The 23,032-nt window shown below is 67.9% G+C and carries 22 protein-coding genes and 1 tRNA gene; 10 read left to right on the top strand and 13 right to left on the bottom strand.

Features of this window, described 5'->3' with window-relative positions:
- Positions 1–5 precede the first annotated feature (5 nt).
- Positions 6–557 (bottom strand): hypothetical protein, encoded by a 552-nt coding sequence (locus E3O18_RS03115; RefSeq protein WP_134394250.1) that lies wholly within the window; start codon positions 555–557, stop codon positions 6–8.
- Between the two features lie 3 nt (positions 558–560).
- The gene (locus E3O18_RS03110) at positions 561–1,415 is read right to left on the bottom strand and encodes an inositol monophosphatase family protein (RefSeq protein WP_104171599.1); all 855 of its coding nucleotides are present in this window, start codon (positions 1,413–1,415) and stop codon (positions 561–563) included.
- A 123-nt stretch (positions 1,416–1,538) separates the two neighbouring features.
- Here E3O18_RS03110 and E3O18_RS03105 point away from each other — a divergent pair.
- Positions 1,539–1,614, top strand: a tRNA-Lys gene (locus tag E3O18_RS03105).
- Positions 1,615–2,035: 421 nt separating this feature from the next.
- On the opposite strand, the gene E3O18_RS03100 is transcribed toward E3O18_RS03105, so the two are convergent.
- On the bottom strand, positions 2,036–2,251 hold the full coding sequence (locus E3O18_RS03100) for a hypothetical protein (protein ID WP_134417424.1): 216 nt from the start codon (positions 2,249–2,251) through the stop codon (positions 2,036–2,038).
- 71 nt (positions 2,252–2,322) lie between these two features.
- On the opposite strand from E3O18_RS03100, the gene E3O18_RS03095 reads away from it, so the two are divergent.
- Positions 2,323–3,234 (top strand): hypothetical protein, encoded by a 912-nt coding sequence (locus E3O18_RS03095; RefSeq protein WP_134417422.1) that lies wholly within the window; start codon positions 2,323–2,325, stop codon positions 3,232–3,234.
- A 260-nt stretch (positions 3,235–3,494) separates the two neighbouring features.
- Positions 3,495–4,103, top strand: coding sequence for a TetR/AcrR family transcriptional regulator (locus tag E3O18_RS03090; RefSeq protein WP_166784594.1), 609 nt, complete (start codon positions 3,495–3,497; stop codon positions 4,101–4,103).
- Between the two features lie 227 nt (positions 4,104–4,330).
- Here E3O18_RS03090 and E3O18_RS03085 read toward each other — a convergent pair whose 3' ends face one another.
- Together E3O18_RS03085 and E3O18_RS03080 are read right to left on the bottom strand one after the other, a co-directional pair.
- Entirely contained in the window at positions 4,331–5,032 is a 702-nt protein-coding gene (locus E3O18_RS03085) for a response regulator (protein WP_134394241.1), read from the bottom strand.
- Positions 5,025–6,698, bottom strand: coding sequence for a sensor histidine kinase (locus E3O18_RS03080; protein WP_134417420.1), 1,674 nt, complete (start codon positions 6,696–6,698; stop codon positions 5,025–5,027). Before E3O18_RS03080 ends, E3O18_RS03085 begins: the two co-directional genes overlap by 8 nt.
- A gap of 148 nt (positions 6,699–6,846) precedes the next feature.
- Here E3O18_RS03080 and E3O18_RS03075 point away from each other — a divergent pair, with 148 nt between their 5' ends.
- The 4 genes from E3O18_RS03075 to E3O18_RS03060 all read left to right on the top strand — a co-directional run bounded on the left by E3O18_RS03075 (position 6,847) and on the right by E3O18_RS03060 (position 11,737).
- Positions 6,847–8,226, top strand: a complete 1,380-nt coding sequence (locus E3O18_RS03075) for a cation:dicarboxylase symporter family transporter (RefSeq protein WP_134394239.1) — start codon at positions 6,847–6,849, stop codon at positions 8,224–8,226.
- A gap of 365 nt (positions 8,227–8,591) precedes the next feature.
- Positions 8,592–9,878, top strand: a complete 1,287-nt coding sequence (locus E3O18_RS03070; RefSeq protein ID WP_104102823.1) for a glycine betaine/L-proline ABC transporter ATP-binding protein — start codon at positions 8,592–8,594, stop codon at positions 9,876–9,878.
- Positions 9,875–10,762: a proline/glycine betaine ABC transporter permease gene (locus E3O18_RS03065; protein ID WP_134394238.1), complete on the top strand. Its 888-nt coding sequence runs from the start codon at positions 9,875–9,877 to the stop codon at positions 10,760–10,762. The genes E3O18_RS03070 and E3O18_RS03065 overlap by 4 nt, the downstream gene beginning before the upstream one ends.
- Before the next feature lie 78 nt (positions 10,763–10,840).
- Complete coding sequence (locus E3O18_RS03060; protein ID WP_134394237.1) at positions 10,841–11,737, top strand: glycine betaine ABC transporter substrate-binding protein; 897 nt, start codon at positions 10,841–10,843, stop codon at positions 11,735–11,737.
- Positions 11,738–11,805: 68 nt separating this feature from the next.
- Here E3O18_RS03060 and E3O18_RS03055 read toward each other — a convergent pair whose 3' ends face one another.
- The 6 genes from E3O18_RS03055 to E3O18_RS03030 all read right to left on the bottom strand — a co-directional run bounded on the left by E3O18_RS03055 (position 11,806) and on the right by E3O18_RS03030 (position 15,621).
- Positions 11,806–12,588, bottom strand: a complete 783-nt coding sequence (locus E3O18_RS03055; protein WP_134417418.1) for an alpha/beta hydrolase — start codon at positions 12,586–12,588, stop codon at positions 11,806–11,808.
- A 100-nt stretch (positions 12,589–12,688) separates the two neighbouring features.
- A complete protein-coding gene (locus E3O18_RS03050; protein WP_134399007.1) occupies positions 12,689–13,282 on the bottom strand; it encodes an energy-coupling factor transporter transmembrane protein EcfT in 594 nt (197 codons plus the stop codon).
- 10 nt (positions 13,283–13,292) lie between these two features.
- A complete protein-coding gene (locus E3O18_RS03045) occupies positions 13,293–13,973 on the bottom strand; it encodes an ABC transporter ATP-binding protein (protein WP_134399008.1) in 681 nt (226 codons plus the stop codon).
- Positions 13,970–14,629 (bottom strand): biotin transporter BioY, encoded by a 660-nt coding sequence (locus tag E3O18_RS03040; protein ID WP_134394233.1) that lies wholly within the window; start codon positions 14,627–14,629, stop codon positions 13,970–13,972. Before E3O18_RS03040 ends, E3O18_RS03045 begins: the two co-directional genes overlap by 4 nt.
- A 319-nt stretch (positions 14,630–14,948) precedes the next feature.
- Positions 14,949–15,341, bottom strand: a complete 393-nt coding sequence (locus E3O18_RS03035; RefSeq protein WP_134417416.1) for a hypothetical protein — start codon at positions 15,339–15,341, stop codon at positions 14,949–14,951.
- Positions 15,342–15,432: 91 nt separating this feature from the next.
- A complete protein-coding gene (locus E3O18_RS03030) occupies positions 15,433–15,621 on the bottom strand; it encodes a hypothetical protein (protein ID WP_134417414.1) in 189 nt (62 codons plus the stop codon).
- 106 nt (positions 15,622–15,727) lie between these two features.
- Here E3O18_RS03030 and E3O18_RS03025 point away from each other — a divergent pair, with 106 nt between their 5' ends.
- From E3O18_RS03025 to E3O18_RS03015, 3 genes are read left to right on the top strand one after another with little or no spacing between them, the layout of a single operon-like run.
- Positions 15,728–16,345: a TetR/AcrR family transcriptional regulator gene (locus E3O18_RS03025; RefSeq protein WP_241978103.1), complete on the top strand. Its 618-nt coding sequence runs from the start codon at positions 15,728–15,730 to the stop codon at positions 16,343–16,345.
- 5 nt (positions 16,346–16,350) lie between these two features.
- A complete protein-coding gene (locus E3O18_RS03020; RefSeq protein WP_134417410.1) occupies positions 16,351–19,251 on the top strand; it encodes an MMPL family transporter in 2,901 nt (966 codons plus the stop codon).
- Positions 19,248–21,164, top strand: a complete 1,917-nt coding sequence (locus tag E3O18_RS03015) for a YhgE/Pip family protein (RefSeq protein ID WP_134417408.1) — start codon at positions 19,248–19,250, stop codon at positions 21,162–21,164. The genes E3O18_RS03020 and E3O18_RS03015 overlap by 4 nt, the downstream gene beginning before the upstream one ends.
- Positions 21,165–21,425: 261 nt before the next feature.
- Here E3O18_RS03015 and E3O18_RS03010 read toward each other — a convergent pair whose 3' ends face one another.
- Together E3O18_RS03010 and E3O18_RS03005 are read right to left on the bottom strand one after the other, a co-directional pair.
- Positions 21,426–22,202 (bottom strand): PspA/IM30 family protein, encoded by a 777-nt coding sequence (locus tag E3O18_RS03010; RefSeq protein ID WP_134417406.1) that lies wholly within the window; start codon positions 22,200–22,202, stop codon positions 21,426–21,428.
- Positions 22,199–22,837: a hypothetical protein gene (locus E3O18_RS03005; protein WP_134394226.1), complete on the bottom strand. Its 639-nt coding sequence runs from the start codon at positions 22,835–22,837 to the stop codon at positions 22,199–22,201. Before E3O18_RS03005 ends, E3O18_RS03010 begins: the two co-directional genes overlap by 4 nt.
- Positions 22,838–23,032 lie beyond the last annotated feature (195 nt).

The raw sequence follows: 23,032 nt of genomic DNA, 5'->3' as shown, positions 1-23,032 counted from the left end.
GCGGGTCAGCGCGATGCGCCGGCCAGAGTGCCGGTCACGGCGCCGGCCGGGTCGGTGATCAGGCACGACACAGCGCGGCTGCCCGGATCGTTCGGGCTGGCCAGGACGTCGGCGACGGCCCAGCTCTGCGCCGTGGGGGTGAGGTAGGCGAAATCCAGACTCGATGCCCGGTACTCGAGCAGCACGAAGTCCTCGAACAGGGAACCGCAGCCGGTTTCCGCCCCTGCGGTCACGGCGTTGTCGCCGGGGAAGGCGTCGCCCGGCACCGGGAACCGGGCGAATACCTCGAACTCGTGGCTCTCGTCGCATGAAACCCGCGGAACGGTCGTTGCGTTCACGTCCAGTCCCTCCGAAACCTCACGCAGGCAGTCTCCGACGAGAAGGTCCGCCACAGCGGTGACCTCTCCGAGAGCGGATGCCGGCACGGCAGCCACGCTGCGGACCGGCGTCGGCAGCATGTCGCCGATCACGCTGCAGCCCGTGAGGCTGCCGGTCAGGACGCTGGCCGCCGCAATCAGCAGGGTCAGGGTGCCGGGGTGCGTGCGGGGCGGGATCATCGGTTAGCGGGTCGGCGCGCTCGGGGACGCGGGGGCATCCGTGGTGGTGGTCGCGGTGCCGAGGGCCCGCAGAGCCGGCTCGTGCAGCAGCCCGTTGGTGGCCAGAGCGCTGCCGTGCCAGGGGCCGGGCCGGCCGTCGGCGGAGGAGAACCGGCCGCCGGCCTCCTGCACGATCGGGGCCAGGGCCGCGAGATCGTAAGGCTGCAGGTCGTATTCCGCGACGATGTCGAGCAGACCCTCGGCGAGGAGCATGTACGACCACATGTCGCCGTAGGCGCGGGTGCGCCAGACCTGGCGGGACAGTGTGATCAGCTCGTCGAGGTGCCCGGTCTGGTCCCACTGCTGGATGCTGTTGTAGCTGAGCGAGGCGTCGGCGAGCTCGGCCACGCCGGACACGGCCAGGCGCACGGGGTCGGCGCCGGGCGTGCGCTCGTCGGTCATCCAGGCGCCGCCGCCGGTGCGCGCCCACCAACGCTTGCCGAGGGCTGGGGAGCTCGCCATCCCCACCACCGGATCGCCATCGACGGCGAGAGCGATCAGGGTGCCCCAGATCGGGATGCCGCGCAGGAAACCGGCCGTGCCGTCGATCGGATCGATGATCCATTGCCGCACGCTGGTGCCCTCGGTGCCGAATTCCTCACCGAGGATGCCGTCGGCCGGGCGCCGCTCGGCCAGGGCGGTCCGGATCGCGCGCTCCACGGCCTGGTCGGCATCCGTCACCGGGGTGCGGTCGGGTTTGGTCGTCACGACGAGGTCCATCGCGGTGAACCGGTCGCGCGAGATCGCGTCGGCCAGATCTGCGAGTTCGGTCGCGAGCTGGAGGTCGTCGTCGAGGGAGTACTTCTGGGGCTGGGTCACAGACCAAGACTAGTAATTTTGGCGCGACTCTCCCGTTTCTACCTCGATTGGCGCCGAAGGCAATCGTGCTGTTAGTATCTAGAGTCGGTTCGGGTCACCCTGGGTCGGAGAGTAGAGAAACACGCACCTCTAGCTCAATTGGCAGAGCAACTGACTCTTAATCAGTGGGTTCCCGGTTCAAGTCCGGGGGGGTGCACCACCAGGCCCCTTTCATCAGGTTTTTACCGAATGGAAGGGGCTTTTTTGTGCCCTCCCCAGGTGCTCGAGCCCGTCGAGACCCGGTCAGGTGATCCCTGAAGGCTCCCGTCTGACCTCCCCTCTCCCGGCGCACGGCGCGGAAGCAGGCGCACGTTAGAACGTCCGCCACGGTCCATAACCTGCGCCGCGACCCCAGACCATGGCGGCATGCCAGCGCGACCTCCGCGCTAAGGTACTAGAACAAAGATCTGAAAAGATTACAGCACTAAGTGAATAAGTCTCAACTATATGTACCCAACGAGGAATCCTCGTACCATGAGGAACCTCGCGGAAGACCTCTGGCAGGCGGCCGATGCCGTGGCCCTGCTGGGCTCCTCGAGCGCCGACTATGAGGCCCTGCCCGACGCCGCCGTGCTGGCCGGTCAGAAGAAGATCGCAGCGGCCCGCAGGCTGCTTGACACCCGCGCCGCGTTGATGGCCGCAACCATCGCCCGCCGGTCCCGCCCGGAGCTCGGCCACTCGGGGCTGGCCGCGCAGCAGGGGTTCCTCTCGCCGGAGGCCCTCATCCAGAACTGGACCGGCTCCTCGAAGGGCGATGCGTACAAGCTCGTCGCGGTCGGCACGATGATGGCCGACACCGAGGCGGCCGACAAGCTGGTCGACGAGGCGCTCTCGACGCTCTCGACGCCCGACGCCGATCGCCCGGGCCGTGACCGCCGGCGCGGCCGAGTCGATCCGGGCCGGACTCGGCCAGATCGACGCCTCGGTCACCGCGGAGAAGCTCGCGGCGGCCCTCGCGGCGCTCCTCACCGAGGCGTCAACGGTGAATGCCGACGAGGTCTTCAAACGGGCCCGCCGGATGCGCGACCGGCTCGACGAGGCCGGCATCGCCGCCCGCGAGAAGCAAGCCCACGACGACCGCTACCTGAAGATCTACCGCCTGGGCGAAGAAGATGCAGGACGACCCCCGCAGCACCGACCAGATCGCCGCGGACTCTCTGCTGCAGCTGCTGAAGATCGCCGGCGAGGCCGACCCGGGCCGGGTCTGCGGTGGTCGCGACCCTCGGTGCGGGTCATCGTGACCGAAAAGGCGCTCACGGCGGTCCCGGGCGAAGAGACGGGAACGACCGAACCCGCCGCTCACGGGCAGATCGAGGGCAACCCGGTGCCGATCTCGCAGGAAACCATCGACCGACTGCTCTGCGACACCGGCACCCGCGGCATCAAGTTCGACGCGGAAGCCCAGATCATCGACGTCGGCCGCGACGAACGACTCTTCACCGAGGCACAGCGGACCGCAATGGGGGTACGTGACGGCGGATGCCTCTGGGGCGGCTGCGACCGGTCACCGGCCTGGTCCGAGGCCCACCACATCAACGAGTGGCTGAAGGACACCGGGAACACCAACCTCGCCAACGGAGTACTGCTCTGCCACCCGCACCACCTGCTGCTACACAACCAGCACTGGAAGATCACCCGCACCGGAAACCAGTACTGGCTCCGACCACCGGTCGAGGTCGACCCGGAGCAGACATTGATCGCACTGCCGAGCAAGCGAGTGGGGCTGCAGGGCGTGGCTCTGGTCCCGGCTCTTGACAGGCTCGACCACCCGCGGGCTTGACCGTTGGGGACGGGAAAGAGGCACTCCGTGGCGGGCGATGGGGTTTGACTCGGGGGAGCAAACCCCAGCCAGATGCGAATCCGACTGGGGTTGCGTTGGTCCCCGGGTCCCCCTGAATCCCCCCGGTCAGTCGAGAACCGAATCTCACCCGGGGACTTGTACGATCGTACAGCACACTCAGGTGAAGGCGTCCCAGCCTCGATGGTTACGCTGGCATATCGCACCATTCGGTCGAACGGTGACGATTCTCGGAGGTGCTGGTGGCTGGAAGTGATGCTCGCAAGATCGAGGCGCGTGAACGCATCCTGGCAGCGGCGGCAATCGAATTCGCCGACCGCGGCTACGCGGGCACCTCGATCGGCCTGGTTGCCGAAAAGTCGGGCACCGGCAAGGGGTTGGTGCAGTACCACTTCAAAGCGAAGTCGGATATGGCGCTCGCGCTCGTTCATTCCTCGTTTTCGCGGGCTCCGTTCGCCAACGTACTGGGCGATGCGTCACCCGTGCGCGGGATCGAGGCCATCGTGGCGTCGATCCGCGGGGTTGCCGGCGCCTTCCGGAACGACGTGCGCGTGCGGGCCTCGGTGCGGCTCGTGCGGGAATATCACCTGATCCCGGCAATCCTGCCGACCCCGTACGTGGGCTGGGTCGCGCGCATCGCGATGCTGCTTGGCGAGGCCGAGGCTGCGGGGGAGATCCCCGCAGGGCTCGACCACGACCGCGAGGCCTGGCATCTGGTGGCGTACTTCAGCGGGGTTCAGGAGGTATCGAACCGGCTTGCCGAACGGGAGGACCTGCCGGAACGGATCGAGGAGATGCTTGCGCGGTCCCTGACTGCGCTGGGTGTGGTGGACCTCGACCGGTTCCTCTAAGACCCTGGCCGGCACCGGGTGCCCCGCCGCGGGATACAACAACCGTTCCAGCGCTGGTTTCGGTTGCGCCTGAGGGCCCTCCTTCGGCGGTGCGGTCCGCGCCGGTGGTCACGGCCGCCCCGACCCGCTGCATCGCGTGGCTGATCCGCCGTCTGACCCGGGTGCAGGACGACCACCTGTCCGAGATCATGAAGGAGGAGCAGCTCTGGAACAGCTACCCGAACGGTTCACCGGCGCCAGAGGTATTCGTTTTCTGGCCGCCCCGGCGTACCGTAGCGCGGCGACCGTTCGAGCGAGCCGGTGTCGGCCAGATGCTCAAGGTAGCGCCGGGCGGTCACCCGCGAAATGCCGAGCTGCTCCATGACCTCGCTAGAGGAGACCGGAACGATCTGCAGCTTCAGGAACTCGATCACCGCGCCTAGGGTGCCCTCGGACAGACCCTTCGGCCGCGGCAGCTCGGTGGGCGTGCGCAGGCTCGCGAACGCCAGGTCCACGTCGGTCTGGCTGGTCATCGCGGACAGTCCGCCCAGTTGGAGCCGGAAGTCCCGATACTGCACCAGCTTCTGCGCGAAGGTTGAATAGGTGAACGGCTTGATCAGGTATTGAACAATGCCGGCCGCCACGGCGCCGCGGACAATGTGCAATTCGCGCACCGCCGTGATGGCGATGATGTCCGTGGTCAGGCCGGCTGCGCGCATCCGCCGGCTCACGTCGAGGCCGTGCAGGTCGGGCAGGGTCATATCCATCAGCACCAGATCGATGGGCTGCCCGGCGGTGACGGCCGCAGCTAGGGCACGCAGGGCGGAATGGCCGTCGCCGACGGTGCCCGCGTGCACGAAACCGGTCAGACGCCCGAGGTAGGCGGCGTGCGCCTCGGCCGCAATGGTTTCGTCTTCCACGACGAGCACCCGGATGTCCCGTTCAGTCATGCGATCCGCCCGTCGCCGCGAGGTCGGGTTCGATGCCCGCAGCGGGCTCCTCCGGCTGCCGGGGGAGGGCGACCGTGAACACGGCCCCCTCGCGGCGGGTGATGCTGAGGCTGCCGCCGAGCCGGTTGACCGTCTGCCGCACCAACGCCAGTCCGAGGCCGCGGCCGAAACTGCCGGGCTCCTTGGTGCTGTAACCGCGGCGGAGGATGTCGGTCACGGCGTCCGGGTCGACGCCGGGCCCGGTGTCGGCCACCTCGATCGCCACCGACGAGGGTGTGGAGCCGACGGAGAGGTGCACCCGGCGGGGTGCCTCGCCGCCGGCGGCCGCGTCGAGCGCGTTATCGACCAGGTTGCCCACGACCGTGACCAGGTCCTGCGCCGTCAGGCCGGAATCGGCGAGGGTTCCGGCCGCCTCAACCGTGAGCAGCACGCCCAGCTCGCTGGCTTGGGCGAACTTGCCCATCAGCAGGGCGCTGAGCACCGGTTCGTCCACCGAGTCGAGCATGTCATCGGTGAGTTGCTGGCTGAGCTCCAGGTCTTTGGTGGCGAAATCGAGGGCCTCGGCGCCGCGCCCGAGTTCCATCAGGGACACGATGGTGTGAAGCCGGTTGGCGTGCTCATGGGTCTGGGCGTGCAGGGCATCCGAGAGGGTGCGCATCGACCGGAGCTCGCTGCCCATCGATTGCAGGTCGGTGTGGTCGCGGATGGTCGCAACCCAGCCCATCGGCGCGGGTTTGGTGCGGCCGCTGCCCGGTTTCAGTGCCGGCAGCTGGCTGACGACCAGCACGCGCGTGTCGGTGACGTGGATCTCGTCGGTGGCGGGGCGGCCGCTCTTCAGTAGCTCGGCGAGTGCCGGGGGAAGGTCGAGACGGTCAAGGCTCTGCGTGGCGGCGGAGGATGCTCGGCCCTCAGTCGGTGAGCGCGGCGGCAGGCCCAGCAGCCGGGCAGCCTGATCGTTGTAGAGCACGACCTCGCCCGTGAGAGTGACGAGTACGAGACCCTCCCGCACCGAATGCAGCACCGAGTCGTAGTAGACGAAGAGTTGGGCGAGCTGCTCCGGTCCCCAGCCGAGCGTGACCCGGCTCAGATAGCGACCGAGCAGCCAGGCGGCGAGGGTGCCCGTGGCCAGCAGCATCAGGGCCACCCCCAGCACGGCCGGCAGCCGCGCGCTCAGCGCGATGGAGAGGTTGCTCGTCTTCACCCCCGCAGCCACCAGGCCCTGAACGGCTCCCTGCTCGTCGGTGATCGGAACGACGGCCCGCACCGAGGGTCCGAGCGTGCCCGTGGTCACCTCGGTGAACGGTTCCCCGGCCAGGGCGGGCGTGACGGTACCGATATAGGGGCGGCCGATCTCCAACTCGGTCGGGTGGGTCCAGCGGGTGCGGTCGGGCGCCATGATCGTGATGAAGTCGAGGGTGGCGTCGGTGGTGACCCGCTCGGCGTACGGCTGGAGCTCCGCGCTGGGATCGGCTGAGCGGCTGGCCTCCAGTACGAGCGGGTTGTCGGCGATGGCGCTGGCGACGGACAGCATCCGTTCCTCGGCGGCGACGAAACCGCGGTCGCGGGCGTCCACGAAGGCCGCGGTGCCCGCGAACACGGTTATCGCCATGATGACCAGGGCGTTCGCCAGGAACAGGCGGCGCGCAATGCTCCAGCCTTGCCCCATCGCATCCTTCTTCCATTTGCGCGACCGTGACCAATATGACCGCAACAGTGACGCGGGCGCCCCGGTCGTCCAGTCTGAAACACACCACGGATGGTCCGGGCGCACCAGCGCCTCACCCCAGCCTAGTTACTAGACAAAGGAGTCTTTTATGGCATCACTGCCTCGCGCTCGCGCTGCACAGCCCGCGAAGAAGTTTGACAAGTCCCACTACTTGTACATGGCGGTCATCGTCGCGGTGATCATCGGCGTCATCGTCGGCCTGCTCTTCGGCGGCACAGACGGATTCGCCGTCTCGCTCAAACCGCTCGGGGACATCTTCATCGCCCTGATCAAGATGATGATCTCGCCGATCATCTTCTGCACGATCATCCTCGGCATCGGGTCCATCGCGAAGGCGGCCACGGTCGGCAAGATCGGCGGACTGGCCCTCGGCTACTTCCTGACCATGTCCACCTTCGCCCTGGCGATCGGCCTCGTCGTGGGCAACGTGATCAAGCCCGGCTCAGGGCTCGATCTCACCGCGACCACCTTCGTGCCGCCGGAAGCCGCCGAATCGGACTTCTTCCTCGGCATCATCCCGACCACACTGTTCTCCGCACTGACCGCCGGCAACATCCTGCAGACCCTGCTGGTGGCCCTCATCGCCGGCTTCGCGCTGCAGAAGATGGGAGCCGCCGGCAAGCCGATCCTCGAGGGCATCGCGCACGTGCAGGCCCTGGTCTTTCGCATCCTGATCATGGTCATGTGGCTCGCGCCGATCGGCGCCTTCGGTGCGATCGCCGCCGTCGTCGGTGCCACCGGCTTCCAGGCCGTTATCAGCCTCTTCACCCTGATGGGCGCCTTCTACCTGACCTGTGTGCTCTTCATCGTCGTCATCCTCGGCGGGTTGCTCAAGATCGTCACCGGCATCAGCATCTTCAAGCTGATGCGCTATCTCGGCCGAGAGTACCTGCTGATCTTCTCTACCTCCTCCTCCGAGGCGGCGCTGCCGCGCCTGATCGCCAAGATGGAGCACCTCGGCGTCTCCAAGCCGGTCGTGGGCGTCACGGTTCCCACCGGATACTCCTTCAACCTCGACGGCACCGCGATCTACCTGACCATGGCGTCGCTCTTCATCGCCACGGCCATGGGTCAGCCGCTCGCCCTGGGCGAACAGATTGGGCTCCTCGCCTTCATGATTATCGCCTCCAAGGGTGCCGCCGGAGTGTCCGGTGCCGGGATCGCGACCCTGGCCGCCGGCTTGCAGGCCCACGCCCCGCAGCTGCTGGAAGGAGTCGGCTTCATCGTGGGCATCGATCGCTTCATGTCCGAGGCCCGCGCGCTCACGAACTTCACCGGCAACGCCGTCGCCACCGTGCTGATCGGATCCTGGACCAAGGAGATCGATCGTGCCCAGGTCGACCGGGTGCTCGACCGTCACGAGCCGTTCGACGAGACCACGATGATCGCGCACCACGGTGTGCCCAGCGCCGCCGAAACGGCCACCGCGACCGAGAAGTCCGCGCAGATCGCGGCGCTCAAGGCCTGAGTCCGGCCGGGTCGTCGAACGCGACCCGGCACGGATGCCCCGCGGCGACTGTCTCGCGGCCTGCGCTAGGGCCGGTTCCCCTCACTACCCGAATCCGTCGAGATCGCAGCTTCTGCGACGCAAGTACCCCCCGTGTTAGAGTACTTCCTGGTCTTACGACCCTTCACCAGGACGCGAATGGACAGCCACGGCCCTATCGGTACGGCGCTTCGTATGGTGAGGCCATGACGGATGCGATCCCCATGATCGCCCCAGCCCACGCTTTCCATCGCGTCGAGGCCGGTCACGGCCTACCCGTCCGACACAGCGTGCATCCGTTCCGTCGGCCGTGATTCGGCCCCGCCCGGCGTGCACCGGGAGAATCCGTGACCGAAACTATTGCCGTGAAGGCAGATCGACTGTACAAAGCGTTCGGGCGTCGTCCGCACGAGCTCGTCAAGAAGCTGACCGCGGGAGCCAGCCGCGATGAGGTGTCCTCGCTGGGCACCGCCGCCGTTATCGACGCCTCATTCGAGGTTCACCGTGGCGAAATCTTTGTGGTGATGGGGTTGTCCGGTTCGGGCAAATCCACCCTGATCCGCATGCTCAACGGGCTACTCGACGCCACCTCCGGCAGCGTGACGGTGGCCGGCCAGGCCATCACCGGTATTTCCGCCGCCGCGCTGCGCGAGGTGCGCCGCACAAACATTTCCATGGTATTCCAGCACTTTGCCCTGCTGCCGCACCGCACCGTGATCGACAACGTCGCCTACGGACTCGAGGTACAGGGCATGGGCCGCGAGGAGCGGCTCGCCAAGGCGCGCACCATCATCCGCCTCGTCGGGCTCGACGGCTGGGCTGACAGCCTGCCGTCGGAGCTTTCCGGCGGAATGCAGCAGCGAGTCGGCCTCGGCCGGGCCCTCGCCGCCGACACCGACGTCCTCCTGATGGACGAGGCGTTCTCGGCCCTTGACCCGCTGATCCGCCGCGAAATGCAGGAGCAGCTGATCGAGCTGCAGGCCGAGCTCGGCAAAACCATCATCTTCATCACCCACGACCTTAACGAGGCCATGTTCCTCGGCGACCGCATCGCGGTCATGCGCGACGGTCGCATCGTTCAGATCGGCACGCCCGAGGAGATCCTGACCGACCCGGCAAACGACTACGTCGCTCAGTTCGTGCAGGATGTCGACCGCGCCCGGGTGCTGACCGCGGCCAGCGTGATGGAGCCCGTGCGCTCCGTGGTCACGATCACCGGCGGCCCCCGAGCCGCGCTCCGCACCATGCGCGACCTGCAGACCTCCGCCACCTTCGTGCTCAACCGCGACCGCACCTTCGCCGGTGTGGTGCGCGATCGCGACGTGCTGGGGCAGGTCAAGGCCGGCGAGACCGATCTGCGCGCGATAGTGCGCACGGATGCGATCTCCGTCAACCCGGACACCCCGCTGGTCGACCTGGTCGAACCCTCGGTCGGCAGTGACCTGGCCATCGCCGTGGTCGATGAGAAGAACCGTCTGCTCGGCGTCATCCCGCGGGTGACCCTGCTGGCCGCGCTCGGCAACGTGAGCACGAATACGGGGGACGTGCCCGTGATCGAGCCCGCGGCCACGATTTCCATCAGCGTGATCACCGAAACCCTCCGCGACACCGCTCTGGAAGGAGCCGACCTGTGAACGACTTCCGACTTCCTCTGGGCATGCTCGTCGAGGGGTTCATCGACTGGATCACCGACACGTTCGGGTTCTTATTCGACCTCATCCGGGCCGTCTTCGACGGTGCCTACGAACTGGTCGACTTCCTCCTGGTGGCGCCGCCCTTCTGGGTGATCATCGTGCTCTCGGCGGGGCTGGCCCTGGCCACCCGCGGTTGGAAATTCATGGTCGGTACCGTCCTCGGTCTGATCGTCGTCGTCGGCGTTGACCAGTGGGAGAACGCCATGGACACCCTCGCACTGGTGCTGGTCGCCAGTGTGCTCGCGATCGCCCTCAGCCTGCCGCTCGGCATCCTGGCGGCGAAATCCGCGGTGGCGTCCAACATCATCCGGCCGATTCTCGACTTCATGCAAACCATGCCGGCCTTCGTGTACCTGATTCCCGCGCTGATCCTGTTCCGCGTGGGCGTCGTGCCCGGAATCGTGGCCACCATCATCTTCGCGATGGCTCCGGGAGTCCGCCTCACCGAGCTGGGCATCCGCGGGGTCGACCGAGAAGTGGTCGAGGCCGGACAGGCCTTCGGCGCCTCGCCCTGGCGCATCCTCCGGCAGATCCAGCTTCCGCTGGCGATGCCGACGATCATGGCGGGTATCAACCAGGTCATCATGCTCTCGCTGTCGATGGTCGTCATCGCCGGTATGGTCGGTGCCGGGGGGCTGGGAGCGGATGTCGTCGCCAGTCTGAACCGCATCGACGTCGCACTCGGTTTCGAAGCCGGCCTCGCCGTGGTGATCCTCGCCATCTTCCTCGACCGCCTGACCGCCGCACTCGGCACCGGCGACACCCCGCTCGGTCGAAGCATGTCGGCCCGCAAGCGCCGTGCCCAGCAAGCCCTGGCCGCCTGAGTCCGTGCGCCGCGCACAGAACCTCCTGATTTCTCATTCTGCCCCGGTCGCCCACCAGGCGACACGAAAGGAAACAATATGAAAAACCGATCACTGTCCCTGCTCGCACTCGGAGCCGTTGGGCTCCTCGCACTCAGCGGCTGCGCCTCGGCCGAGGCCGCCGTCGTCGGCGACGGGAACAAGGACCAGAAAGACATCACCATCGCCGTGTTCAACGGCTGGGATGAAGGCGTCGCGGTCTCCGAACTGTGGAAGGCCATCCTCGACGAGAAGGGCTACAACGCGGAGTTGGAATACGCCGACGTTGCCCCCGTCTACTCGGGTCTCTCCACCGGAGACTACGACATCAACATGGATGTCTGGATGCCGGAGACCCACGCGTCCTACGTGAAGGAGTACGGCGATGACATCGTCGACCTCGGCGCATGGAACGAGGAATCCCGCCTGACCATCGCCGTCAACAAGGATGCCCCCATCGATTCCCTCGACGAGCTGGCCAGGAACGCCGACAAGTTCGGCAATCGCATCGTCGGAATCGAACCCGGAGCAGGCCTGACCAAGGCCACCACCGAGAAGGTCATCCCGGCCTACGGCCTCGACGACATGGAATACCTGACCTCATCGACCGCGGCCATGCTCACCGAGCTGACGGCGGCCACCAAGGCGGGCGAGAACATCGTCGTCACCCTGTGGGAGCCGCACTGGGCCTACGGTTCGCTGCCGATCAAGACCCTCGAGGACCCCAAGGGAACCTTGAAGAACACCGAGTCGCTGCACAGCTACGTCAAGTCCGACTTCGCCGCGGACTTCCCGCAGGCCACCGAGTGGATCAAGGGCTTCGACATGGACCTCGACAAGCTCTACTCGCTTGAGAAGGCCATGTTCGTCGACTACGACGGCAAGGACTACGAGCCGATCGTGGCGAAGTGGATCTCCGAGAACCAGGAGTACGTGGATTCTCTGACCACCGCATAACACAGAACACAAACTGCCCTGGTGCCGTCGCCGAGCTCGACGGCGATTGTCCCGGCAACGGTTGCCGACTACGGGGTTGTCTGTGTCAGGAATCCAGTGAGCTCGCGGGTGATTTCGGCGGCAACGGCATCCGTTGACTTGGTGGCAACACCGTCGCCGCTCTGCACGCCGTAGTCGCCGAACCGCGCATGGTTGGCTCCGTCGATTTCGACGAAACGGGTGTCGGGCACAAGCAGATCCGCGCTGTCGGCGATCTTCTCCGGGGTGCTGAGGCGGTCGGCGCTGCCGCTGAGGCTGAGGGCCCGCAGATCGGTGCGCTCCGGCGCGACCGCGCAGTAGCTGCCGAACAGTACGAGCCCGGCCACCGCGGGATCGTCCGCCAGCATGCAGGCTCGCACGCCGCCGATCGAGTGGCCGCCCACGAACCAGGTGGAGACCTCGGGGACGGCGTCGGTGAAGGTGGACAGCATCCGGCGGTCGAAGATGGCGAGGTTGAGCACCGGCTTGGTGATCACAACGGTCACCCCGGTGTCTTCAACCGTGCCTGCCAGCTTGTAGAGGTAGGCATAAGGGTCGACCCGGGCACCGGGAACGAAGACCAAGCCGATGTCCCCGGCGTCGTCGGCGGGCGCGAGGACGACCGACGTGGGGGTGTCGGTGACGGTCACGTTCGGGCTGGCGAAAACCTCGTCTGCCGCGGCCCGATCGGCCACGCGCACAGTGTTCGCCCAGGCCAGGAACACGATCACGACGAGTACGAACGCGGTCAGGCTCCACCAGCCGCCGGCCCGGATGCCGCTCCGCAGCCGTCCTCGTCGTCGTGCCTCGGTCGTACCGCTGGGCTGGGTCATCGCGTTCCGCTCCTCGCCTGTCCGGTCGGGGTGAGACCGGAAACCGCTGATGGTCTCAACCTAGCCGCAACCGCACTGCCGGGACCGAACCGCTCCGGCCTCAGTCGTCGAGACCGCGGGCGGCCAGAGCCTCGCCGATCGCATCCGCGGCGTAGAGCGAGCGCACGACCACCGGCACGGCCAGGGCAAGCAGCGAACCCTGGGTGCCGCGCGCCCGACGTGCCTCGATCACCTCGGACACGATCTCGGTGACGAGCGGGATGCACCGCAGGGTGAGGGCGAGGAGGAGGCCGACCCGGTCGGCGTCGACCCAGCGACGGAACGGTCGCAGAAGCTTCTGAAAGCCCTCGAGCACGGCCGTGACCGTGGTCGTCACGGTGAACAGTGCCGCCAGCGCCACGGCGATCAGCAACCGCCCGGCCATCAGGCCGGCCGTGGTCCAGTCGGCGAACAGCGCCTGGAGTGGAACGGCGATCACCAAAATCCACAGAATCGGGCCGATCTGCTGCCACGCGGCGCCCAGCGGCACCCGCGCCACCAGGAACAGCGCGGCGACCCCGAGAAGGCAGGCACCCAGCTGCCAGAGCTCGCCGAGCGAGCCGACGAGCAGCACGGCGAGCGAGAGAAGCACGAGCTTGAGCAGCATCGGCGCGCGGTGGATCAGCGAGTGGCCAGGGTGATAGAGCCCGATCATGCCGGCCCGATCATGCCAACAGCTCCCGGTACGCGCCGAGCGCGGCATCCGGTTCACCGTCGGCGACCACCCGGCCGTCCTCGATCACAATCACGCGGTCGAAGGCGGCGAGCAGGTCCAGCTGGTGGGTGACCACGATGACCTGCTGGCTCAGGCCGAGCAGAAGTTCGGTGATGCGCCGGGCATTGCGTGCGTCGAGCAGTGTGGTCGGCTCGTCGGCGACCACGATCTCAGGCTCCGCCACGAGCACGGCCGCCAGCGCCAGCAACTGCTTTTGGCCGCCGGACAGCCGGTGCGCCGGATGGTCGGCGTGCTGGTCGAGCCCGAAGCGCTCGAGCGCCGCCCGCGTGCGGGTCGAGATCTCGAGCGGGGTCAGCCCGCGACGGCGCAGGGTGAAGGCGACGTCTTCGGCCACGGTGGGCATCACGATCTGGTTGTCCGGGTTGGTGAAGATGAAGCCGACCTGCCGGCGCACCGCCTTGGTGTTCCGGGCCACGTCGAGGCCGCCGACGCTGACGATTCCGGTGTCGGGCTTGATCAGTCCGTTGATCAGGCGCACGAGGGTGGACTTTCCCGACCCGTTCGCCCCGACAATGCCGATGCGCTGTTCGGTGAGGGACAGACGGATGTCCCGCAGCACCATCCGTTCACCGAACGCATGCGAGACACTGTCGAAGTCGATCCTGCTCATGATGCGGGCGTGACTGCTCCGGCGGTGACGTCGTCGGCCTCGGGCGCGGGAGCGGCGCGGCGGCGCGGCGGGATCAGACCCGGGTAGGCCCTGTGAACCTGGCGGGCCACCAGTACGGTCACGACCACCTTGATCAGGTCGCCGGGCAGAAACTTCGCGGCGTCGACAAGAGCAACCCACAGCGGCAGGCCCAGGTTGATCGCGGTGACGGGCACGCCGATCAGGTAGACCACGACGATGCCGCCGAGCGTGGTGGCGCCGAGCGCCGCCCAGAGCCGGTAGCGGGGGAGGAGCAGGCCGGTCAATGAGCCGATGACCAGGGCGCCGAGCAGCCAGCCGTAGAGGTAGCCGGCGGAGGGTGAGGTGGTGAACCAGACGATGCCGCCGCGCCCGCCAGACAGCAGCGGGAGGCCGGCGGCGGCGAGGGCGAGCAGGAGGAGCACGGAGAAGAAGCCCTTGCGCGCGCCGAGGATCGCCCCGGCCAGCATCACCCCGAGGGTCTGGAAGGTGATCGGCACGGCCACCGCCCCGATGCTCAGGGCGCCGGGCAGTCCGAGTGCGGCGATCAGGGCGGCGAAGATGGCGATTTGCGACAGGTCGCGCGCGCTCATGATGCGGGTTGTCGGGGTGCGGGCGATGCGGGGGCTGGAAGTCATGTTCTTCAATCTAGAATTCCGCGGCAGGGCGAGTCCGAAGAAGACCTACAAAGAATGCGGCGGAACTCTATCAGGATGCGTCCGGCGAGCCCCCCGGCGCAGGGGTGCGCCGGGAAGACCCCGGCGGGACGCATCCGCTCCTCCGCGATGAGAGTGAGGTCGAGTCTCCGTTGAGCTGTGCAGCTTCGTGCGCTTGAACGGGAACACGACACTGTCGTCGAGCGTCGAGCGTCGTCCTCTCGGCCCTGCCCGACGCCGACGTGTGGGGACTTCGACCGGCTCTATCACCGGGGGGCTCACGCCGGGCGGGTGGCCTGGGTCAGGCGACGAGGCGGGCGTTGTCCGTCGAAGCAGCGGCGGAGAAGCGCGGAAGGGAGGCCGTCGGCGCCCGCTCCGGTTCGGCCCAAACGGAGATCGGGGCGGGGATGAAGGGGAGCGCGGTGGGCTCGGCGATGACCTCGCCGCGAAGAACGGCGGTCTCGGTGCGGAGCACGGAGGCCAGGGACGAGGCAATCTGGTTCGCCTTCAGATCGTGGAAGATCACGTCGGTGTCGTCACTGCTGCGGGGAACCAGAGTCCACTGGCCTTGGGTGCCGACGAGACGGGCGATTTGGGTGTGCAGGAGCTCGAACACCTGAGCGTCGCTGAGCTCGGGAACGGGCGGGGGGATGACCGGTGCGACCGGTGCGACGCGACGTCGTCGACCAAACATCGGGAGCCCCTTTCGGCTAACGTGCCCGTGAACTCTTCAGTTTGCCGTGCGGCGCCCTGCGGCCCGCGCTGACACGCCGACAGTGGAAGACTTAGTCCTCGATTCGGCGATCGTCGGCATCCTGGATGACGGTTCCGATGGCGACCGCGGCGCTGAGCAGCCAGCCGACCCACATCAGCACTAGGCGCCAGTCGCGCGGACCGGTGCGGGTGGCATTCAGAATGTTCCAACCGCCGGCGAGCACGCCGATGATGGCACTGCTGAAAATGAACTTTCGCATGAAGACCTCCGCGCCTAACGCTACCCGGAAGTCGCCCTGCTGCGCGTTTCCCGACAATCTGACCGATCGGACAGGCTCTGACCGATCGGTCAGGTACCGTAATTGGGTGACTCCAGAGCCCGTTCCGCCCCAGCCCCCCCACAACCGCCAGAGCACCAGCGTAGAACTGCGCGCGACAGCGCTGGAACAGTTCGCCTCGGTCGGGTTCGCCGGCACCTCGCTGCAGCAGATCGCCGACGCGGCCGGGTACTCCAAATCGAGCGTGCTCTACCACTTCGCCTCCAAGGAAGCGCTCCTCGACGAGGTGCTCACCCCGGCGGTGAACCGGTTGGAGGCCATTCTCGAGCGGTTCCTCGCCACCGAGGAGAGCGCCCTGACCCGGAGCCGGTTCGTGAACGACTTCATCGACTTCATCCTCGAATTCCGCCTCGAGCTGCACACCTTCATCAACCAGTCTCAGTCGCTGCGCGGCATCCCCGTGATCGACCGTGCAGGAGTGGTGATCGTGCGCCTCTCCGACACGCTGTGCCACGGCGATGCGAGTACGGAGGACCGCATCCGCTTCGGTATCGCCCTCGGCGGCGCCGCCTACACCCTGGTGGCCGGCATGACGTTCCTCGGAGAGGAGATAGCCCCGGTGGAAGAGGTCCGACCGGCTCTTTTGACCGTCATCACCGAGCTGCTTGCCCCTGTCACCGTTCGCACCGCCCCGTCCCGGAAGTAGCACCCATGGCAACCCTGCTCTATCGAATCGGCCACTTCGCCTACCGGCGTGCGGGCCTGATGCTCGGCATCTGGGCCATCCTGCTGGTCGGGATCCTCGGCTCCGGGTTGGCCCTCGGTGGCCAGACCCAGGAGTCGTACGCGATTCCCGGCACGGAATCACAGGACACCATCGACAAGCTCGGCGAGGTGTTCCCCCAGGCGGCCGGCGCCGCGGTACAGGTTGTCTACACGGCCCCGGACGGGGCATCCGTCACCGACGAGCCTTACCGCACGGCCATCGTCGACATGGCGGCCGAACTCGCGGACGTGCCCGGCGTCGACTCGGTGCTGACGCCCTATGACGAATATGCGTCGGGCGCGATCTCCGACGACGTGGAGAGTGCGTTCAGCCAGATTCAGTTGTCCGCCTTATCAACCGACGTCACCGCGGAAACCCTCGACGACGTGACCGGGACGCGGGATATCGCCGAGGAGGCCGGCCTCGAGGTCGCTTTCGGCGGCCAGGTGTTCCAGGACAACACCTTCGGCATCACCATTTCCGAGGTGCTCGGCCTGATCTTCGCCGGCGTGGTGCTGATGATCACCTTCGGTTCGCTCGTATCCGCCGGGATGCCGCTGCTGATGGCCCTGGTCGGCGTCGGCGTCGCCATCGGCGGCATCACCGTGATTTCCGCATTCGTGCCCGTCTCGAGCACGGCCCCCATGCTCGCCCTGATGCTCGGGCTCGCCGTGGGCATCGACTACGCGCTCTTCATCCTGTCGCGGCACCGCACGCAGCTCGCCAACGGGGTCGAACCACACGATTCGGCCGCCTCGGCCGTGGCCACCGCCGGCAGCGCCGTCGTCTTCGCCGGGATCACCGTGATCATCGCCCTGCTCGGGCTGCTCGTGGTCGGCATCCCGTTCCTCAGCGTGATGGGGCTGGGCGCCGCCTTCGCCGTGCTGGTCTCTATCTTCGTGGCGGTCACGCTCCTCCCCGCCGTTCTCGGCCTTGCCAAGGGGCGCCTCACTCCCAAGACAGGCAGCCGCGCGTACCGCCGGGCCACCCGTCCAGACACCGGCCGGCCCACCCTCGGCCACCGCTGGGTCAACCTCGTGCTCAGGGCGCCGGTCGTGGCCGTGCTCCTCGTGGTGGGCGTGCTCGGCACGCTGGCGATCCCGGCCCTCAGCCTCGATCTGAACCTGCCTGACGGGGCATCCGAGCCGGCCGGTTCGACGCAGCGAGAGGCGTTCACCATGCTCGAGGAGGGCTTCGGTCCGGGCTACAACGGTCCGCTCATCGTCGTCGTCGACATCACCCAGACGACGGATATCTTCGGTGACCTCGACACTATCGGCGCGGCCCTGCGCACCCTGCCCGACGTGGCCTTCGTCGGCACGGGCACTCCGAACCCGACCGTCGACACCGCCATCATCCAGGTCATGCCGGACAGCGCGCCGAACGCGCCCGAGACCAAGGCGCTCGTGCAGGCCATCCGCGATCTGGCACCATCGATCGACGACAACTTGGGCACCCCCATCGCCGTGACCGGCGCGACCGCCGTGTCGATCGACATCTCCAACCGCCTCAGCAACGCGCTCGTGCCGTTCGCCCTGATCGTGGTGGGGCTCTCGATCATCCTGCTGACCATGGTGTTCCGGTCGATCTTCGTGCCGATCAAAGCTGCCCTCGGGTTCCTGCTGTCGGTGGCCGCATCGCTCGGCGCGACCGTGGCGATCTTCCAGTGGGGCTGGTTCGCCGAGCTGCTCGGGGTGGAAACCCCCGGGCCGATCCTGAGTTTCCTGCCCATCCTGCTGATGGCCGTGCTCTTCGGGCTGGCCATGGACTACGAGGTGTTCCTCGTCTCGGGCATGCGGGAGGAGTTCGTGAAGACCGGCCTGGCCCGCGAATCCATCGTGCACGGGTTCTCCCACGCCGCCCGCGTGGTCACGGCCGCCGCCCTGATCATGTTCTTCGTCTTCTTTGCCTTCGTGCCCGAGGGCACCGGGGCGATCAAGGGCATCGCGTTCGCCCTCGCCGTCGGAGTCTTCCTCGACGCGTTCCTGGTGCGGATGACATTGGTCCCGGCCGCGATGGCCCTCGCCGGCGATGCCGCCTGGTGGCTGCCACGCTGGCTCTCCCGCATTCTGCCCGACGTCGACATCGAGGGTGAGGGTCTGCGCCGACACCTGGCCGACAAGGAATGGGCCATCAGCCAGCCGCACGCCATCACAGCCGAGGGAGCCGTCTTCGGGCTGCCGGAGAGCCCCTTCAGGCCGCTGGACCTCACCATCGACGCCGGCGCGGTGGTGGTACTGACCGGCTCCGCCACCCACCGCCGCGTCGTCGCCGCCACCCTGGCCGGCCGGCTCGACCCGGTGTTCGGCCGCCTCCAGGTCATGGGCTCCCCGCTGCCGTCCGAGCGCAGCCGCGCCCTCCGCGCGGTGGCGCTCGCCGACGTGGGCGACAGCCGCGACAGTGGACTCACCGTGGGGGAGTTGCTGGCCGAACGGCTGGACCTGGCGCATCCGTGGTACCGCGCCGCGTCGCGCCGCTCGCTGCTCGCGGGGTGGATCGCGCGCCTGAACGGTGCGCTCGGCACTCCGCCGAGCGGCCGGGACTCCGGCCCGATCGTGGCCGGCACGACGGTATCGTCCCTCTCCGCCCTGGGCCGCGCCGCGGTGCTCGTGACGGCGGCGCTCACCGAAACCCCGGGAGTTGTCATCGTCGACCTCGGCGAGGGACTGCCCGTCGACCCGGCGGGGCGGGACCTCGTGCAGGTGCTGGCGATCCTCGCTCCGGCATCGACCGCCCTCATCGTCGGTGCCGCCTCCTTTCCTGAGGCGATCCCGGTCTACCGCGGGGCCCGCCCGGTGCAGACCCTCGAACTCGATTCCCGTGACCGAAAGGCCCTGCAGCGATGAGCACCAGGCTCGAGAAACTGTTCAGCCGCACGCCCGGGCAGCGCCGAGGGGCTCTCGGGGCCCTGATGGCGGGTCTGATCGTGGTGCCGTTGGCGGTTGCCGGACTCTTCGCCGGCGCCCTCGCCACCGCCGATCAGCGCGTGGACACGCTGCCGGCGATCGTCGTCAACAATGACGAGATCGTCACCACCACCCTGCCCGACGGCACCGAGCAGCCGGTGCTCGCCGGCCGCCTGCTCGTGACCGAACTCACCAAGCCTACCGATGCTGGGTCCGAGGCCACCGGGTTCGACTGGACCATCTCCAACTCTGCGGATGCCGCGGCGGCCCTGGACTCCGGCGACGCCTACGCGGTGCTCACGATCCCGAAGGACTTCTCGGCGTCGGTGACCTCGCTGGGCGGGGCGGCTCCCACCCAGGCCGACTTGGGCATCCGCACGGATGACGCGCACTCGTTCCTGGCCGGATCGGTGGCCCAGTCGGTGGGCACCGCCATGTCGGGCGTCTTCGGCCGCGAGATCACCTCGCAGTACCTCAACGGGCTCTACACCAACCTGGCCGTGCTGGGCGAGTCCCTCACGCAGGCGGCGGATGGCGCCGCGCAGGTTTCGACCGGGGTCACCGGCGTGGCCACCGGACTCGATTCGCTGGCCGGCGGCACGGCCGCCGCGGCATCCGGGGCCTCGTCCGCCGCGACCGGCGCCGCCAGCTTCTCCTCCGGCGTGACCGAGTACACCCAGGGCGTCACCGGACTGAGCCACGGCCTGACCCGGCTGAGCACGGGCGCGGCCGGGCTGGCTCCGCTCGCGACCGGCCTACCGGCCTACGCGGCCGGGGTGCAGGCCAGCGCCGACGGTTTCAGGCAGCTGAACACGGCCATGCAGAGCGACTCGCGGGTCGCCGACTACGCGCCAGCCCTGCTGCGGCTCCAGAGCGGACTCGACGCCCTCGCCGCGCAGAGCACCGGCATCAGCCAGGCGGGTCCGGGCCTCGAAAGCGTGCTCGATGGAGTGTCTCAGAGCGCCAACGGTGCAAGCCTGCTCTCCGCCGGCGGAAGCGACCTCCGCGGCGGTGCCAGTGACCTCGCCACCGGCGTTGCCGGCATCTCCACCGGCCTCTCGCAGCTGGCCACCGGAACAACGGATGCCGCGGCGGGCGCCCGCCTGCTCGAATCGGGCGCGGTCGAACTCGCCAGCGGACTGCGGGACGCCGCGGACAGCGCGGCCCCGCTCACCGACACCGACCCGGTGACGACCGCGGCGGTCGTCTCCGAACCGGTCGGCATCACCGCGGAGCGCGACAACGCCTTCGCGTCGATCGGCCCGGTCATCGGCATGGTCTTCGTGCCGATCGGCCTGTGGATCGGTGCCCTGGCGATCTTCCTGGTGATGAAGCCGCTGTCCGCGCTCGCGCTCGCGTCGACCGCGTCGACCGGCAACCTCGTGGCCCGCAGCCTCGGCCGTGCGTTCGGCATCGCCGCAGCGCAGGCCGTGGTCGTGGTGTTGTTGCTGCACACCATTCTCGGCGTCTCGTGGTCGATCCTGCCGTCGACCCTGGCCTTCGCGGTGTTCCTCGCCTTCGTGTTCGCGGCGGTGCACCACTTCCTCACGGCGGCGTTCGGCCGGGTCGGAATCGTGGTCTCCCTGGTACTTCTCGCGCTGCAGCTCACCGTGGTGGGTGGGCTTTACCCGATTGAGCTGGTGTCGGCCCCGTTCCAGGTGATCAGCCCGTACCTGCCGCTCACCTGGGCGGTGCGGGGCATGCAGGCCATCGTCTCCGGGGGAGGCGGCAGCGCCGGCGGGCCCGCGGCCATCCTGCTGATCGTCGCGCTGGTGAGCGTTCTGACCTCGTACTGGACCGTCGCCAGTCGGCGCGGCGCCCGCTCGTTCGGCCTGGCGCAGGCCCGCGGCTGACGCGGGCCATCTGTGCGCGTGTGGCTGACTCAGGACATCCGTCGCCCACATTCTTCAGTCGCCGCGGACCAGTGCGGAACAGGTGCGGATACCCGGCTCGGTCCGGCCGGATTTCCTGAGTTGGCCACATCTCCCGCCTGATGCGCCGAAGTGCCTGTGCGATTCGGGCATGCACCTCGCGCCGTGTTCTGTCGTGCAGCGCGAACGAATTCGACGGAGATTTTGTCAAGATCGATCCCGGATGCCCTGGGGCGACCAGGATCAGGAGAGAGGCGGGCCCTGGCCGATACTCAACCAGGCGTCGGTTCCTCCGCGAGCGTTCGGGCCGGGGCCTCGGTCCGTGGCGCGGGCGTCCTTCATCGCTTGAAGCTGGCGGTCGACAGCCGCTCTGGTCGCCCCCGCCGAAAGCTGCCGCTCGAGGTCCGCGTCGAGCGGGGCCGTGACATCGTTCAGAGCGCCGCTGGAGAGCAGCTCGTCGGTGGCGGCGGCGCGGGCCTGCATCTGGGTGACCCGGTCCTTGGCCCGGTCGAGGTCGGCACCGACCGTGCCCAGTTGCGAGCCGATGCCCGACGCGGCCTCGTTGGCCTTGACCCGAGCCTCGGAGGCAGCGTAGGTGGCCTTGATGGTCTCCTTCTCCGTGCGGAAAGCGGCGACACGTTCGGCGAGGCGTCGCTCGTTGTCCTGCAGTTGCGCCTGCTGCTGCGCCAAAGTGAGGTACTGGTCACGGATGGCTGCCACCTGGCCCTCAAGGAGCGACCGGCGTTCCAGCGCCGTGCGGGCCAGATCTTCCCGGCCCTGGTTCAGCGCCTCCTGGGCCTGATCGGCCAGCCGCTGATAGCGGCCGCCCATGTCCTGCCCCTGCAACTCAATCCGCTTCTTCGCCGTTGCGACCTCGGCCAGCCCCAGACGCACCTGCTGGAGCGACTTCACCTGCTGCTCGTAGCTGTCGTCGAGGGCCTCGCGGGGGTCTTCGATCCGGGTCAGGGCCCGGTTTGACTTGCTGCGGAGGATGACGCGCAGCCGCGAGATGAGGCTCATGATTCGGTCCTTCTGTTGAAAGTATTCATGGGCAGGGGCCGGCGCGGATCGGGGAGCCCGCCGTTGCCGTTGAGGGACTGGCCGTTGAGGGAGCGCAACTCATCGACCCCAGCCCGGAGCGCGGCTACCTCGCGGTCGACCTCGGAGCGAAGAACCGTAAGGGTGTCATCGGTGAGCTCTCCGAGACCGGCAGCGACTGCCGAGCGCAGCCGGCGCACCAACCCGGCCACCTGGTCGACGCGGCGGCCGGCCACCGACAGCGCCTCGGCGAGCACGACAGGATCGGTCTCGCTCGTCAGCAGCCGCAGCTGTGATTGCAACGTGACGCTTTCGTCCTGAATGCCACGGAAAAGTCGTGGAAGCTCGCCGAGCGGGCCCTGGCTGCTCCGGGCCAGGTCGACGGCTGCCTGACCACTGTCGAGAGATTCCTTCAGCCGCAACTGCAGCTTCCTAACCTCGTGTTGCGGTCCCCAACTCAGGATGGTGCGAGAACGTAACACCGCGCCGGTCAGCCTGCGGCTACGGCGAATGCGCCGGTACAGCCTCCGCACCAGAACGAAGAACGAGACGGAGACAGCGAGGCTGATGGTCGCGAGTGAGATCAACACCCAGCTCAGCAGTGAATTCAGGTCCATGGGTCCGCCTCTTTCAAACAGTCAGCCGGGGTCGCGCCACACCCGGACACGATCCACGGGATAAAATACGCGAGTTACCTCAAAGTTGTCCCCATGTCGGGCGATCGTGGCCGAGGGGCCAACCCGGCCACCGCTTTCGGCCCACTGGTAGCCTTCGGAGACCACCAAGGCGTCGCTATGCGCTCGCCGGAACGG

Source organism: Cryobacterium sp. TMT2-42-4 (genome assembly GCF_004402645.1).
In the GTDB taxonomy this organism is placed as follows: Bacteria; Actinomycetota; Actinomycetes; order Actinomycetales; family Microbacteriaceae; genus Cryobacterium; species Cryobacterium sandaracinum.
This window is presented reverse-complemented; position numbering and strand designations above follow the sequence as displayed.